We start from the raw sequence: 15,238 nt of genomic DNA on the forward strand, positions 1-15,238 counted from the left end.
AAGACTCATATCCAACAAATAACTACTTTTCCAAAACTGGAGAAAAAGTTATGGGCTTGTGGCTGCACCTTGAGCCCACGCCTTGCAATGGGTTTTGACCAGATCTGCAAAGGCGATGGCGGCGGGGGTCAGAATGCGGTCCCTGGCGCTGGTCAGGGCAATTGAGACCCTGGGCGGCGGCGCCGCAATCGGAACGACATCAACATCCCACTTCGTGCGTAGTTCCTGGATCGGCAGGGACGGAAAGGAACACAAGAGCTCGGTTCCCTCCAGCATGGCCAGAATGCTGAGGACGGAGTCGGAGCGGGTAAAGGGTTCTGGGGGCTGGAGCCCGCGCTCTTCAAAGAACTGATAATAAACGGGACGCCTTTCCTTGGGGCCGATCATGATCCAGCGGCCGTCTTGCAGATCGGCAGGATCCCGGGCCTTCAAAAACCGCGATCCGTGCCCCGTCAGGATGGAAATCGAGGTCTCAAAGAGCGGGGCCGGATCCAGGCCGGGCAGATCTGACGGCCCGGGAGAGGGGCCCAGGACAAAATCGGCTTCGCCCCGGCGCAGGGGCGCAAAGGCGGCCGGGGCATGGCCGCCCGAAATCCCGATTTTCACATTGGGAAACCGGTGCTGGAACCGCCGCAAGACCGGCGGGACAATCTTCATGGCGGCCAGGGGCGAGACAATGATGTCGAGCGCGCCCACATAGTCTCCCTGGACCTGGGCGACTTCCTCTCTGAGCTTCCGGATGTCGACGGCAATCTTCTTGCAGCGTTCGACAATCACCTGACCCTCGGACGTCGGCACAACACCATAGGAGGCCCGGAAGAAAATCGGAGCGCCGAGTTCCGTTTCAACGGCCTTCAAGGCCTTGGTGACGGCTGGCTGGGTTCTGTTCAGCCGGGTTGCGGCGGCCCCCAGGCTGCCCATTTCGGCAATAGCCACGATCAGTTCAACATGCTGAGGTTTCACCTGAGGCTCCTGACAAGGCGGGCAGTGCTGACAAAGCATAGGGGCTCGCAGCGCGGAAAAGAAGCGCTGCAATTGCCGGAACCTGTCCTGTGAACCGGGTTTTCGGCTCATGGCCGTCGGGCTCAGAACCTGGCAGCAATTCCGGCCAGAGGGCCTTGTGGGATGGCGTAATAGGTAAAGCGCCTGGCTCCGGAGCATCACGCCGAAGCGCAGGGGTCAAAATGTAACCGGTGCGCAAGGGGTTTTTGGTGTTTTTGAGAGAATTTCCGTTCTGGAATTTGATATGTTTATGTCATTGTTTTGTTTTATGTATTTATTTTGAAATAAAAATAGAACAAGAATCGTTGATTATTTATTTTATATTTTAAAGTGGTGTAAATTTATTTGTTTTTCACTTGAGTTCTTGCCGTCCTCTTCCTAGGCTGCGCCCGATGAAGTGCAATCCCTCTGAGGTGGGAACATCCCACGGGAGCGGATGGCGAGGGTGAGCTTTATAACCGGATCTGCACAGACAGGGCCGGTTATCCGTGGCCGGAGGTTCAAGCGCCCTGCAATTCATCGGATCTGACACAGTCACATGAGGCAAGATCGATATGTGTGAACTTTGTTCCGCCACCGGCCGAACCAAAGACTTTCCGGTCGTGGCCGGGTTCAGCTGCGATGACGGCAGCGGACCCCAGGCCAATGAGGGCGCCCCATCCAGCGGCGTGTCGTCGGCTCCGCTGCCCGTCTACACCAATGACCAGATTGCAAATGAGCTGAAACAGCAAACCTCCAGCGGGGCGCCGATTTCGTTCAATGCAGGACCCGGTAGCACGATCACGGTTGATATCACCGGCCTGACCAGCGCCGCCAAGACCCTTGCGACCTATGCTCTGGAAGCTTGGGAGAATGTCACCGGACTGACGTTTTCCTTTGTCAGCAGCGGGGCGCAGATCACGTTTGATGACGAGGACAGCGGGGCTTACGCCAATTATTCCTGGTATGGCAACGGGGATCTGATTTCCGCAAATGTGAACGTGTCCAAGGCCTGGCTGAGCAATTACGGGACGAGTGTCAACAGCTATTCCTTCCAGGCCTATATTCACGAAATCGGCCATGCGCTGGGGCTTACCCACGCGGGCAATTACAATGGCTCTGCCACCTATGGCGTCGACAACCACTATGCCAATGACAGCTGGCAGGCCAGTGTGATGTCCTATTTCAGCCAGACGGCAAACACTTCCGTCAATGCCAGCTTTGCCTATACGGTCACGCCCATGGTCGCCGATATCATCGCGGTTCAGGATCTGTACGGCACGCCAACCACCATTCGCACCGGCGACACGGTCTATGGCCTGAATTCCAATGCCGGTGGCTATCTGGAGGCGGTGTTCGACTCCGAAGCGGCCTCCGGATTTGATCCGAACTCCGCGGTGGCCCTGACGATCTATGACAATGGCGGGACGGATCTTCTGGACTATTCGCACTATTCGGCCAGCCAGAAGATCGATCTCAACCAGGAAGCCATTTCCAATGTGGCCGGAAAGACGGGCAACCTGATCATTGCGCGCGGTACGGTGATTGAAAATGCCAATGGCGGCTCGGGCAATGATGTTCTTGTCGGCAACAGTGCCAGCAATATCCTGAACGGCAACAGCGGGGATGACACGCTGACCGGCGGGGCGGGCAATGACATTCTGCGTGGTGGCTATGGCCGCGATGACATGTCTGCCGGGGCAGGCGACGACACAGTTTATTACACCAATGGCGATTATTTCTGGACCAATGGCACCCCCAAGGATGTTGGAGGGGCCGGAACCGACACGCTGATCATCGAAAACGGGTCCGTCTTCAACACCTCGGGCCTGTCCTGGTACGGCTTTGAGAAATTCATCGGCGCGGGCCGCGACGACCGGGTGACCGGCAATGATGGCTCCGTGGACTATGTGATGGAAGGCGGCGGCGGCAACGACACCCTCACCGGCAATGCGGGGGATGACACGCTTTTGGGCGGGGCCGGGAATGATATTCTGCGCGGCGGCTGGGGCAGCGACACGGTCTTTGGCGGCGCCGGGGATGACACCGTCTATTATGCCAGCGGCGACAAGTTCTGGGACAATGGCACACCGCTTGATATTGGCGGCACGGGTACGGACACGCTGATCGTTGAGGCAGGGTCCCGGTTCAACACAACCGGCCTGTCCTGGTACGGCTTTGAAGTGTTCCAGGGGGCTGAGAAAGACGACCGGGTGGTCGGCAATGATGCCAGCATCGACTATGTCCTGGACGGAGGCGGCGGCAATGACATTCTGACGGGCAGCGGCGGTACAGATACGCTGGTTGGCGGGGCGGGCAATGACCGGCTGGAAGCCGGCGCTTCGTCTGGCGGCTGGCAGAAGATGGAAGGCGGTGCTGGCGATGACACTTTTGTGGTCAGCGCTGACAATGGCTGGATCGACATTGTCGAACTGGTTGGAGATGGCCTCGACAAGCTGCTGTTCACGGATCTGACGCTGGATGATCTTGTGGCCACCAAAGATGCGGCCAACAACATGCTTCTGAGCTGGGCAAACGGCGCCGGGCAGCTTCGGGTCAATGACCTGGGCGCTGAAATCGACAATTACGAATTCGCCGATGGCACGGTGATGCAGGCAGATGATTTTGCGTTTGTGTGATCCGGTTTGAGACACTGAATCCCTGCGCATGCCTGATGGGGCTTGCGCAGGGTTTTTTTTATTTAGAACAGGTTTCTCATTGGTTTTCCTAAAAATTTACTTCAAGTTTCTTTGCGCAGGCCAGCAGGTTCTCGTCCCGACCCCCCGGTGCAATCAGCATGGCGCTCAAGGTTGTGCCCGCATGGGTGTAGGGCAGAGCGATGGCGCAGGCATCGGCCACATTGGCAAGAGACGGATTGCGCAGGGCCAGAAGATTGAGGCGGTTGAAGGCATCATCGTCTGACAGATCGGAAATCTTCGGCGGCAGGATGGGCGTTGTCGGCAGCAGCAGCATGTCATTGCCGAGTTCTTGCGCAAAGGCTGCAATGAACTCCGTCCGCCGGTTCAGCGTCTGGCGGTATTCGATGGCGGAGATTTCCGCAGCCCGGCCCATGCGCGCATGCACCCGCGGGTCGAACTGGCCGGGGGAGGCCTGGAAATGGGCTTCATAATGCGCGCGCGATTCCACGGACGTCATGTGCCAGGTCGGGACCGTGTCATAAAGGGCGATGGTATCCAGCGGCTTTTCGATGATGTCCAGCCCGGCTGCGCGCAAGGCCTGCACCGCCGCCTGAAACCCTTCGGCAACGGCTGGTTCCATCTCGGTAAAGCCGAAATTTGACGGAATGATCAGCCGGGCTGCGGCGGGGGGCACGGGGACCGTGTTCCTGCCTGCCATGACCTGCCAGGCAAGCTCGCAGGCCGCAACGGAGCTGGCCATCGGCCCGAAACTGTCGAGACTGTCCGACAGCGGCTTGCCGCCGGTCAGGGGGACCGTGGCCTGGGTCGGCTTGAAGCCCGTGATCCCGGTGAAGGCGGCCGGAATGCGCAAGGATCCGCCAGTGTCGCTGCCAATGGCAATATCGGACAGGCCCAGCGCAACGGAGACCGCGCCGCCGCTGGTGGACCCTCCGGGCGCACAGCCCGGAAAAACCGGGTTGGCCGGGGTGCCGTAATGGGGGTTGAGACCAAGTCCGGAATAGGCGAATTCGGACATGTTGGTGAGGCCGGTCAAGACCGCTCCAGCCGCGTCCAGGCGGGCGATGGCAGGCGCATCGGCTGTGGCGGCGGGATCGTCTGCCAGCACTTTCGTTGCCGATGTGGTGACCTCGCCGTCCACATCGAACAGGGCCTTCACGCTGACCAGGGCGCCTGCCAGAGGGCTGTCTGTGCGAACAGCCTCTTGGGCCTGTGTCCGGGCGCGCCCGGACAGGAGCTTCAGGAAAACGCCCTTTGCCGCGTCCCCGCAGGCTTTGTCCAAAGCCTCCTCCAGCCGGGCAGGGGTGGTTTCAGGTGTCCAGGGAAACGCTGCGCTCATGGGTTATTATCCTGTCAATGCCTTGGGGGTGATTTGGATATCACGAAATGATCTCCAGGGAAGCGGTTTGATATTGCGCTTCCATCGACCGGTCCCGCACCGGGTCGGTCAGGGACATTTTGAAGGTGGCAGCCGGACGTACACCACCGATCGCCGGCAAGGTTCCGCATAAAAGGGCTGTGCCATCGGCCAGAGCGGCCCCCTCCATGAGCTGGACCAGCGGCAGGATCGAGGCCAGGGTGCCGTCCTGATAGGCCACCCAATTGCCGTCCTCCTTGATCCAGGAGCGCAGCTCAAGCTGGTCAAGATGGGGGGCAACCTCGTCAAAGGACCAGAGTGTCTTTGCGGCAGGTTTGGCACAGATCTGTTTGGAGGCTGCGACGGAATGGGCTTCCAGTGCCCGGTCCGTATGGTCGGAGGCGAGCCCCAGCCAGGTGGTTTCCTCATGGCGCAGAACAAAGGGCTCTGCCTCGCCGGAGGTCTGCGTACCCAGAACCTGTATGTGCTCCTCCTGGGTCAGAAGAGACGGGGCGCATTGATAATAGAGTGGCACTGTTGAGGGGGCGGGCACACCGATGGCGGCCAGTTCCTCGATATGATGGTCCACGGCGGCCCGGTCCCGGCCGGTCCAGCCTGCCACAACGAGCCGGTCTGGGGTGCAGGTCAGCGCTCCGGTGCTGGTTTGAAAAATCATGAAAGGGTCTCCGGACGTCTTAATTTTATAGAAGCCGGGCCGCAGCCGGGCGCGCTTCGCGCCGCGGCTTAGGCAATCCGGTCAGAGTGTTGAGGGCAGGAACAAGGCCAGTTGAGGAACCAGGATCAGCAGTCCGACCATGGCCAGCATGGCCAGTGCATAGGGGATGCAGCCCAGCATGACATCACTGAAACTGCCGGATTTGCGCGCCGACTGGACCACATAGAGATTGAGGCCGACAGGCGGTGTGATCAGGGCCATTTCCACCAGAATGATCATCAGGATGCCGAACCAGATCTTGTCATAGCCAAGCTGAACGATGATCGGCACGACGATCGGAATGGTGGCCACCATCAGCGACAAGGTCTCGATGAAGAAACCCAGAATGATGTAGATCAGCACAATAACCAGCAAGGTTTCCAGAGGGCCGAGGCCGAGATCTGTCAGCAGGCCCTGGAGCGCCCGGCTGACGCCGGCGGCTGTCAGCGCGAAATTGAGCACATAGGCGCCAATCACCACCAGTGAGATCATGGCCGAGGTCCGGACCGAGCCGCGCAGGGCATCTGCGAGCATGGCAAAGGTCAGCGCCTTGCGCTGGGCCGCAATCAGGAGGGCGATGGCAACGCCCACGGTGGCAGCTTCTGTGGGGGTCGCCCAGCCCGCATAGATCGAGCCGACAATTGCGGTGAAAAGACCCAGGATGGGCAGAAGGTCGCTCAGGCCCTTGAGCTTTTCGGACCATGAACTCTGGCGGCGCGGTCCGCCAAGCGCCGGATGGAGTACACACAGGATCACGGTGATCAGCATGAACAACCCGGCGAGAAACAGGCCCGGGATCAGCCCGGCCAGAAACAGCTGGGGAATGGAGCTTTCGGTCAGAAAGCCATAGACAATGAGGTTGATCGACGGTGGGATCATGATCCCCAATGTGCCGCCCGCAGCAATCGCGCCGGAAAACAGCTTCTGGTTATACCCCAGTGCTTGCGCCTGGGGCATGGCCACGGTTGCCACGGTTGCCGCCGTTGCCACCGAGGAGCCGGACGTGGCTGAGAACATGGTCGAGGTGGCAATGTTGGCGTGGATCAGGCCGCCCGGCATCCAGGCCACCCATTTTTCCAGAGCTGCATAGGTGCGTTTGGCAACACCGCTGCGCACCAGGATCTCGCCCAGCAGCACAAACAGGGGAATGGCGATCAAGGTGGCGCTGTTGGACGAGGACCAGACCACCTGGCCAAGGCCGCGCATCAGCGGAAACGGGCTGAAGAAGGTGTCTATGCCGAAGGCCAGAAGAAAGAGCACAATCCCGACAGGGATCGAGAGGGCCAACAGGCCGAGCAGACCAACAGAGGTAAAGGCGATCATGCTTCCCCCCGGGCGCCGGCAATGGCATCAACAGCTTTGTAATCGGCGCGGACCAGCTTCACGGCAACGGATACAAGCAAGAGACTGGCGGACAGGGCAAACCAGAGCCAGCCCCCCCACCAGAGCATTTGGGGAATCCACAAGGGCGTCTCCAGCGGGGTGTTGGCGCGAGCGCCGGTGGCCAGGGTTTTAGCCACAACATCCCAGCCCCGATAAGCTACGACGATGGCGGTTCCGGCCAGACAGGCCAGTGACAGCAGGTCGAAAACGGCCCGGCCCGGTGGGACCAGGCGCTGGCGGAGCAGGTCGATGCGCACATGGGCCTGTTCCGTCAGGGCGTAGCTGATGCCCCAGCTTGTGGTGACAGCCATGACATAGCCGGAGATTTCGTCAACGCCCCCGAGAGAGCCGCCCAGTTTGCGGGCGGCAATCTCCACAAGCGTGAATATCACGCATCCGAGCAGGATCAGACCAACCCCGATGGCGAGACGGTCATTGATCCGCCGAATGAGGGATACCAGGGACGTCATCTGGCTGGCCTCAGTTCGCGTTCAAAGTGACGCCGGTCACTTTGCCAACCGTATCGCTCCAGCGCTTGCCCCAGTCGCCGCCCGCACGTTCCGCCCAGTCCGGCAGAACCTGGGTGATCAGGACGTCCTTGGCCTTGGCCTCGTCAGCCGCACTGGCTTCGACCAGTGTCATGCTATGTGCTTCCCCATAGGGGCATTCGCCATTGCCGGTCAGACAGGCCACGTCGTTTTCCAGCGCGTTCTGTGCGGTTTCCCAGGCCGGGGCTTCCAGATTCTCTTTGACGCCTTTTTCCAGAATGTCTTTCTGGGCGTCGGTGAGGCTGTTCCACTTGTCCAGATTGATGGCGGTGACCACCGGATCCCAGCCGCCAAGCGGCAGCGGCATCAGATGGGTGGAGACTTCCCACCAGCCGGCATTGTAGCCCGACCCGGCGCCGGTGATGGCGCAATCGACAACACCGCGCTGCAAGGCGCCAGGAACTTCCCCGAAGCTGACATTGACGCCTTCCGCGCCCAGAGCTTCCAGGAACTTGGCGGTCATGCGGCCGGAAGCACGCACTTTCTTGCCTTTCAGATCATCCAGCGAGCTGATCTCCGCGTTGCAGAAGACCACCTGCGGCGGATAGGGAGCAATGCCCAGAACCTTGGCGTTGAAAACATCGCGGTAGATGTCGTCCACCATCGGGCGGGCTGCTTCCACGGCCTTTTGCGCGGTGGCGGCATCCGTGGCGATCAGCGGCACGTCAAGCCCTTCAAGGGGAACACTGTCGGAAACGGCGTAGTCGGCCACGGTCATGCCCACATTGAAGACGCCTTGGGACAGAAGGCGGAAAACATCGCCACCGGAAATGCCCATCTGGTCATGGGTGGTCAGTGTGGCGGTCAGATCGCCACCGGAGAGTTCCGGAAGCTTCTTGGTCCAGAACGGCGCTTCATATTCCTTGTGCAGCGGCAGGCCGCTCCAGCTGCCGACAACAGAGAGCTCTTCAGCCTGGGCGGCGGTGCCTGCGGTGACTGCAATCAGTGAGATTGCAGAAACAAGTGCCAGTCTATTCATGATGTTGGTCATCCTCTGGTTTGGTGATCTTGAAGGTTCTTGTCGTTGTAGGCGTAAAGGGGCGCCGTGCCGCTGCCGACATCGGCAATCAGCATGGCACCTGGTGCGTGGGTGATGGAGAGCGGCGGGCGGGCTTCCATGATGGCAGCTTGCGGGGTGACCCCGCAGGCCCAGAAGACCGGGATCTCGCCGTCTTCCACCGGAACGGCAGTCCCCCAGTCAGGCGCAGCCAGATCGGGAATGCCGATGTCTTCCGGCGCGCCAGTATGGACAGGGGTACCATGGGCCAGCGGGTAGGCTTTGCAAATGGCAAACACCTCTTCCATGCGGTCCGCGGAGACGGGCCGCATGGAGACAACCATACCACCTTTGAACGGGCCGCTTTCCTGTGTCGCGATCGTGGTCCGGTACATGGGCACCGTCACATTGCGGTCGATATGACGCATGGCAATTCCGGCCTTGCGCAGGGCGGTTTCAAAGCTGAAGGAACAGCCGATGGCAAATGCGACCAGATCCGCGCGCCACAAGTTGTGCAGGTCGCGCACCTGACCGTCCAGAACACCGTCGCGGTAGATGTTGTAACGGGCTGCATCGGTTCGGATGTCCACATCGGCGCCGAGCCTTGGAATGAAGGGGCTGCCCGGCTCGGACACACCAGCCAGCGGGCAGGCTTTCGGGTTCAGGCGGCAAAACGTGTGAAAATCGTCTGCGAAATCTGCAGGCAGAATTGCCAGATTGCATTGCAGCTTGCCTTTGGCGAGCCCGGCCGTGTGGCCGTCATAGTGCCCATCGCGGATCAGCTGGCGCTGGGCCGCTGTCTCCATGTCAAACAGATCGGGAAGCTCGGCAAGGCCGCAGGTCATGGTCACCTCAAAAGTCAGTGGCAAAATGCTGCGGCGGATCTATTATCAAGTCAAATCGTGTTTTTTTGTAAAAAGTGATCAAAAAATATGATCACCTCGCCTTTAGGGGACAGCATGACATTTGAACAGCTCCGGACGTTTCTGACTGTTGCGCGCATGGGTGGTGTGCGCAAGGCTGCCGAGCAGATGAATGTCTCCCAGCCCGCCGTGTCCTCGCGCATCTCCAGCCTGGAAACATACCTTGGAACCCCGCTTTTCAGCCGGGTCTCCACCGGGGTCGTGTTGACGCGCAAAGGTGTGTTGTTGCGCAATCATGCCGAGCAGATCATGGATCTGATGGAGCGGATCAAGGGCGACGTGATGGCCGATGACAGCATCAGCAGCCTGTTGCGTCTCGGGGTGGCTGAAACCGTCGCCCAGACTTGGCTGCCGGATTTCCTGCGGGCACTGCACCGCAGCTTTCCCAAACTGACCATCGAGATCTCGGTGGACATTTCCCACAATCTGCGGGAGATGCTGCTCGACCGGTCGCTCGATCTGGCGATTTTGATGGGACCGGTTTCCGACTACAGTGCAGACAATCTCGACCTGCCGCCCTTTGAGCTGGCCTGGTACCGGCCCATCGATCTGGAAGAGCCGGATCTCAGCGTGACACCGGTGATCACCTACAACCGCAATTCGCGTCCGCACCGGGAACTGACCCAGGAACTGCGCGACCGCTATGGCAATACCGCGCAGGTGTTTCCGACCAATTCCCTGTCGACCGGGTTCGATATGGTGGCCTCGGGCATCGGAGTTGGCATTTTGCCCCACATTCTGGGCCGCAGACTGGTGGAGGAAAACCGGATTGCGACGTTTGATCCGGGCTGGCAGGCGACGCCGCTGCGCTTCACCGCCACCTATATCGGCGAGCCGCGCAATGACCTGATCGCAAAGGCCGCCCGTGTCTCTCAGGAGGTTGCCCGTTCCTATGGAAATTCCCTTTAGGCACCCCATACCAGCCTGTGATTGGCCTGGGTTGGCCGGGCAAGCGGCGTGACACAGCCGGCGGGCGTGCGGATCTAAAAAAACGATGAAGATCCGCTACGGCAGGCTGCTTCGGGACTGTGCGTTAGGACGCAACCGGCGGGCAGGAGCTGGTTTGCTCAGCCCGCGACTTTAGCCCTTGCAGACTTTGCAATGTGTTGGGGTTGCCTGGCAGCACGAAGCTTTGCTCCAGGGCGGTGCGGACATTGTTGATGACTGCGAGATCCTGCACCGCCAGGGTCTGGCAGGGTGTTCCGGTGAAGCGGACCCTTATGCGGATCACCCGCTGGCCATTGTCGGACGGGCCGAATTCTGAATCCAGGGTCGGGTTCGCCCCGGTCATCGGACGCTCAAGCACGACCATGTTCGGCTGATCCTGAAGGACAATCGTTCCGCGTTCCTGGGCGCTGGAGACAAGGGCGCTGCGCACGGCGTCCGGGCTTGCGGCGATCTTCACGCTCTGGGCGCCAGCAGGGACTTCCAGCCTGGGCTGATCCCCGAGTGACGCCGACCGGTTGGAGCCGGACTGGCAGGCGCTAACGGCAAATGCGCAAAGGCCGAGAACGAGAAAGTGTCGCATTTGAGAGTCCAAAGTAAATATCCGTTGCTACAATCGGTCATACCCAAGTTTTCGGTCAGGTCCAGACCTGAGCGAACCAAAACCGGCATTTCTTGCGGCCACAAGCCCGATCTGCGGGGAAAAGCTCTGGAAACGGCCTGTGAGATGTCCAGGCTCCTTTTCGGTCAGAACCGGTCGCCGGTCTTGAAGCCGCCCCCGCCAAAGCTGCCGCCGCTTTTGAAGCCGCCGCCGCCAAACGAGGAGCCTCCGCCTGCGCGCCTGCGGCCAGCGCGGCCAAAACCACCCATGGATTTCGGCAGGCCGGTGCCGTTTGGAAAGGCAACCTTGCGCCCGCGCGGCTTGCGGCGCTGGCGGGCCCGTTCCGCCCGGGACCAGTAGTCTGCGCCGCTGATCGCCCCCTTGACCAGCTCACCCAGCAGAACCGTGGCCAGATTGTCGTCGGAAAAGGTCGTTTCCCAGTTGCCATAGCCATTTGAGCGGAAGCGGCTGATGACTTCGGACAACTCCCCCCGCCGACGGCTGATATCCCGTTGCAGTTCCCGGTCCTGCCGGATTTCCCTGGACACCTGCTCGATCCGATCCCGGAAATCCTCGATACGCTGGACGATTTTCTCGTCCTCCGGGGAGGGGGTGTTGAGCGCGGTTTGCCACAGGTCGTGGAGGTCGTCAGCCTGCAGGGACCTGGACAAAAAGTCTTCCGCCTTTTGAAAGTCTGTGTCTTCGCCGCTGGAAAAATCGGCGAGCGCTCCGGCAAGGGTCTCTATCTGCCGGTCCAGCTTGTCCAGATCCGCGTCGATCTGGCCGATCTCGTCGCTATAGGTCTCGATCGTTCCCACCAGATCGGTTCCGGCCGCGTCGGTCATGGCGTTGCGGCTGAACTCGGCGAGCTTGTCCTCTTCCCGGTCCGCGATGTCCGCACAGCGCTCAGCATGTCTTGCCATCCGCTCGGGAATGCCGGTCAGCATGGCGTAATTGGCCCGGGCGTCCTCAAAGCGGATCAGTCCGGCCACCCAGCGGTCAAGGGAGCGGATCAGCCCGCGATGGTCGTAGGTGGGCGTGCCATAGCCGCGTTGCCACAGATAGACAAAAAGCGGGTCCGCATCATAGGCCTTACCTTTTTCCAGCCGGGCTTCTTCCGACGTTCTGGCCTTTTCCGCAGCCGCTTCGGCGGTCCTGTGCGCCTCTTCGGCAGCCTCCCGCTGGGCCAGATAGGCGCTGTCCTGTTCCAGGCGGCTGTCCACCGCCTCCATCAGCTCATCCATCTGGCCTTCGGCGGCATCGCGCGCGATGTCGAGGTCCTGGCGCTTTTTCTGGTGCTGGCTGCGTTCAGTTTCACTCTGGCGCAGCTGCTCGCTCAAGACCTTGTAGTCGTCGCTGCGCTTGTCGAGCAGGCGGCGGGCTTCCCGCGCCGCGCTGTCCAGACGGGTGTTGAGCGTACCGGCGGCGTCCGTGTCGAGCCGGAACCGGGCCAGATCCCGGTAGGCTTCGCTTTGCCGTTCCTGCAGGTCGGTCAGGGCCCGGGTCGAGCGCTCAATGCGCTTGCTGAGCTCGGCCTCTTCCCGTTTTAGGTCGGACAGGGATTGTTCAATGCTCCCAAGGGTCTGGCGGCCGCTCAGCATGAGGCCTCCTCCGGCTGCCGCCCCCGGTCATGCAGGCGAGCTTCCTTCAGATGTCTGACGAACGGGTCCGCCTTGAGCCTTACTGCCATTGCGTAATCGCTCCTTCCTGCACACCGCTGCGCCATTTGATCTCCAGATCGCCCCGCCGTTTGTGGCCGAGCACGCCTTTCTGGACGATGCCGTCTTCCATTTTGTCCCGCCGCACCGCGTCATAGATAGTCTTGGACACCCGCTGGCCCCATTTGTCGACCGTCTCGGATTTGCCGGTTTCTTCGGACTTGATGGTCTGTTTCAGCACCTTGCCGTCCGGGGCGATGGCCTCCACGAAGATGTAATAGTTTTCAGTACTCGGATTGGCTTCCGGAACGCGGCTGAGACCGGTCGGCTCGCCTTCGCGCGAGACGATCTGCACCTCAAAGACCTCCTGCAGACGGGCGGCCAGCTGGCGCAAATCCGCTTCCGCTTTGAAAGCCGCCTCGTTTCGCCCGTCGGCGAGGGCAAGGCTGCCGTCGTCGCCAAGGGTCTTGGCCTTGGCTTCAATGGCCTCATCGTCTGTGAGCGTATCGATCCGCGTCACCAGCTCGTTCAAGGTGCCCGGAAGCGCCTTCAGGTGGGCGGCCAGATTGGCGGCGGCCCGCTGCTCGGGCAAGGAGACCAGCACATACCAGGCAGTCACGGCCACGATCAGCACGGCGGTGGCGGCCGCCAGCCATTTCGACCAGGTGCTGCGGGAAATGTAGATCATGGCCAGGCTGCGCTGCAGGCCGGCCTTGGGCGGGACATAGACGAACCGGTCGCGCTTGAGATCCTCAACGCCTGCTTTCAGGATATGGTCCGGAACCTCGATCCCCTGGGACGCATAGACCTGGCGCAGACGCTCCACCATGGCGGCGTCGCGGTCATCGGCTTTCAGTTCCCGCGCAATCTGGCCCTCTTCGTGGCGCAGCGTGTCGACCACGTCCATCGCCATCATCAGATCATCGAGGGGAGCGTCAGATGTGTCTGCCCTGCTGTCCATCAAAACCTGTCTTTTGTGAAAGGGAAAAGGGCCGGTGGAGCACCGGCCCGAAACCGGCCTTTGTTAGAGCCCCTGACCCTGGGCGGTCAGTTTGGCCAGACGGCGTTTGCCATCCTCAACCGCCGAGCGGATCTCTTCGGAATTCTTGGTCGACATCTCGCGCATTTCGGTGATGATCTCCCGGGACTGAACCTGGAAATTGACGACTGAATCCACCAGTTTCTTGACCGAGGCGGCCGCCACGGTCGGTCCGTATCCGGCTTTCAGGGCTTCCTGCTGCACAGCGTCGCCGATTTCGGCCAGGGTTTCCAGGCTTTTGTTGATGCCGTCCTTCATCGCGTTCAGCGTTTCGGTCGATTCATGCAGGCCCTGCAGTCCGGTGAAGGACGCGTTAAGGGCAGTCAGAACGGATTCGTTGGTGGAGAAGAAGCTGACGGACTGGGCATAGACGCGCTCCTTGGCATTGGTGGTCTGCACCAGCCGGGCCATAATCACTTCTGAGGTGTTGTAGCCGATGGTCAGATTGTCCGACAGATCCTTGGCGATCTGGTAGCGCTTTTCCTCGTCCTGCATTTCGCGCATGCGTTCATCGCGCGCCAGTTCCAGGCGGGCCTTCTGGGCCGGATCATCGCCCGCATAGGCTTCGACCTCGCCGGAGGCGGCTTCCAGGGCCTTTTTCTTGCCGCCCAGCGTTTCGGTGGCCATGTTGAGCAGCTCCAGCGCGGTCACCTCGGCCTGTTTCAGTGCGCCGCGGAAATCCCGGTACGCTTCCAGGATTGTCTGCTCCCGTTCAATCTGGTCCTTGGTGGCGCTGGCCACCTCCTTATAGGTGCTGCGAATATCCTGGAACCGGTCGGAAATCGTGCCCCGGCGCATGTCGCGCCATGTGTTGGCAAGGTTTTCGGTGAAGGAGATCTTGCCGTCGGCCAGCTGGTCAACCAGCGCCTTGGCATCGTCCCGGATCGAATTGAACGCGTTGGTGATGTCTTCATAGCGCTCTCCAATGTCCATCTGCTGGACCTGGGTGCGCACGACTTCGTTGAAATTGGAGGCCTGGCTGAGGGGCCGCGAGATCACCAGAACCTTGTCCGGCGACAGGTCGGAGATCTGTTCCAGCAGGGCATTGATCGGCGCATCGGTTTCCGACTGCGGCGTGATGCCGATGTCCCGCAAGGTGGAGAGCGCCCGGTCAAGGTATTGAAGCGGCGAAAACCCGCCTGCCGGGGCTGTTTTCGGGGTGCTGTCTTGGGCTGCGGACGCATCTGTCATAGTCTGGCCTCCTTGTGGGCAACGGCTCTGCCTTCTGGGGCAAGTCTAATGGGTCTGCCCGGCCGTTCCCGTTCCTGTCAATTCATGCCGTCAGTAAGGGCAGGCTAACGCCGCTCTGTCAACGGCTTAGGGCCCCTGCGATTGCCTCAAAGCCTCGAAGCCGTTCGGGCAGCTCCATCCTTAGGGGGAAATTGCGACAGAAACATATCGATGGCGCGTCTCAGGTCGGGCCAGCCTGGCAAG

The 15,238-nt window shown here is 60.7% G+C and carries 13 protein-coding genes; 2 read left to right on the forward strand and 11 right to left on the reverse strand.

Annotation, left to right across the window (positions count from 1 at the left end; genetic code table 11):
• Nucleotides 1–48 precede the first annotated feature (48 nt).
• Entirely contained in the window at nt 49–963 is a 915-nt protein-coding gene (locus tag ACXAIC_RS01670; RefSeq protein ID WP_475172911.1) for a LysR family transcriptional regulator, read from the reverse strand.
• A 593-nt stretch (nt 964–1,556) separates the two neighbouring features.
• Between ACXAIC_RS01670 and ACXAIC_RS01675 the strand changes: the two genes are divergently transcribed.
• The gene (locus ACXAIC_RS01675) at nt 1,557–3,620 is read left to right on the forward strand and encodes a M10 family metallopeptidase (RefSeq protein ID WP_475172913.1); all 2,064 of its coding nucleotides are present in this window, start codon (nt 1,557–1,559) and stop codon (nt 3,618–3,620) included.
• An 88-nt stretch (nt 3,621–3,708) separates the two neighbouring features.
• On the opposite strand, the gene ACXAIC_RS01680 is transcribed toward ACXAIC_RS01675, so the two are convergent.
• From ACXAIC_RS01680 to ACXAIC_RS01705, 6 genes are all read right to left on the reverse strand, one after another.
• On the reverse strand, nt 3,709–4,977 hold the full coding sequence (locus ACXAIC_RS01680) for an amidase family protein (RefSeq protein WP_475172916.1): 1,269 nt from the start codon (nt 4,975–4,977) through the stop codon (nt 3,709–3,711).
• A gap of 40 nt (nt 4,978–5,017) precedes the next feature.
• Nucleotides 5,018–5,671 carry a DUF2848 domain-containing protein gene (locus tag ACXAIC_RS01685; protein WP_475172918.1) on the reverse strand — a complete coding sequence of 218 codons (654 nt, stop codon included), beginning with the start codon at nt 5,669–5,671 and terminating at the stop codon, nt 5,018–5,020.
• A gap of 81 nt (nt 5,672–5,752) precedes the next feature.
• Nucleotides 5,753–7,033 (reverse strand): TRAP transporter large permease, encoded by a 1,281-nt coding sequence (locus ACXAIC_RS01690; RefSeq protein ID WP_475172921.1) that lies wholly within the window; start codon nt 7,031–7,033, stop codon nt 5,753–5,755.
• Complete coding sequence (locus tag ACXAIC_RS01695) at nt 7,030–7,563, reverse strand: TRAP transporter small permease subunit (protein WP_475172923.1); 534 nt, start codon at nt 7,561–7,563, stop codon at nt 7,030–7,032. The genes ACXAIC_RS01690 and ACXAIC_RS01695 overlap by 4 nt, the downstream gene beginning before the upstream one ends.
• A 10-nt stretch (nt 7,564–7,573) precedes the next feature.
• A complete protein-coding gene (locus ACXAIC_RS01700) occupies nt 7,574–8,620 on the reverse strand; it encodes a TRAP transporter substrate-binding protein (protein ID WP_475172926.1) in 1,047 nt (348 codons plus the stop codon).
• Between the two features lie 8 nt (nt 8,621–8,628).
• Nucleotides 8,629–9,483, reverse strand: a complete 855-nt coding sequence (locus tag ACXAIC_RS01705) for a putative hydro-lyase (protein WP_475172929.1) — start codon at nt 9,481–9,483, stop codon at nt 8,629–8,631.
• A gap of 114 nt (nt 9,484–9,597) precedes the next feature.
• On the opposite strand from ACXAIC_RS01705, the gene ACXAIC_RS01710 reads away from it, so the two are divergent.
• Nucleotides 9,598–10,470, forward strand: coding sequence for a LysR family transcriptional regulator (locus tag ACXAIC_RS01710; protein WP_475172931.1), 873 nt, complete (start codon nt 9,598–9,600; stop codon nt 10,468–10,470).
• Nucleotides 10,471–10,594: 124 nt separating this feature from the next.
• On the opposite strand, the gene ACXAIC_RS01715 is transcribed toward ACXAIC_RS01710, so the two are convergent.
• The 4 genes from ACXAIC_RS01715 to ACXAIC_RS01730 form a co-directional block, all read right to left on the reverse strand.
• Nucleotides 10,595–11,089 (reverse strand): hypothetical protein, encoded by a 495-nt coding sequence (locus ACXAIC_RS01715; protein WP_475172934.1) that lies wholly within the window; start codon nt 11,087–11,089, stop codon nt 10,595–10,597.
• Nucleotides 11,090–11,253: 164 nt separating this feature from the next.
• Nucleotides 11,254–12,708 (reverse strand): hypothetical protein, encoded by a 1,455-nt coding sequence (locus ACXAIC_RS01720; protein ID WP_475172937.1) that lies wholly within the window; start codon nt 12,706–12,708, stop codon nt 11,254–11,256.
• Nucleotides 12,709–12,787: 79 nt separating this feature from the next.
• Entirely contained in the window at nt 12,788–13,726 is a 939-nt protein-coding gene (locus ACXAIC_RS01725; RefSeq protein ID WP_475172939.1) for a DUF6384 family protein, read from the reverse strand.
• A 63-nt stretch (nt 13,727–13,789) separates the two neighbouring features.
• Nucleotides 13,790–14,995, reverse strand: coding sequence for a cell surface protein (locus ACXAIC_RS01730; RefSeq protein WP_475172942.1), 1,206 nt, complete (start codon nt 14,993–14,995; stop codon nt 13,790–13,792).
• Nucleotides 14,996–15,238 lie beyond the last annotated feature (243 nt).

The sequence above is a fragment of the Roseibium sp. AWQ4_254 genome (genome assembly GCF_056161025.1).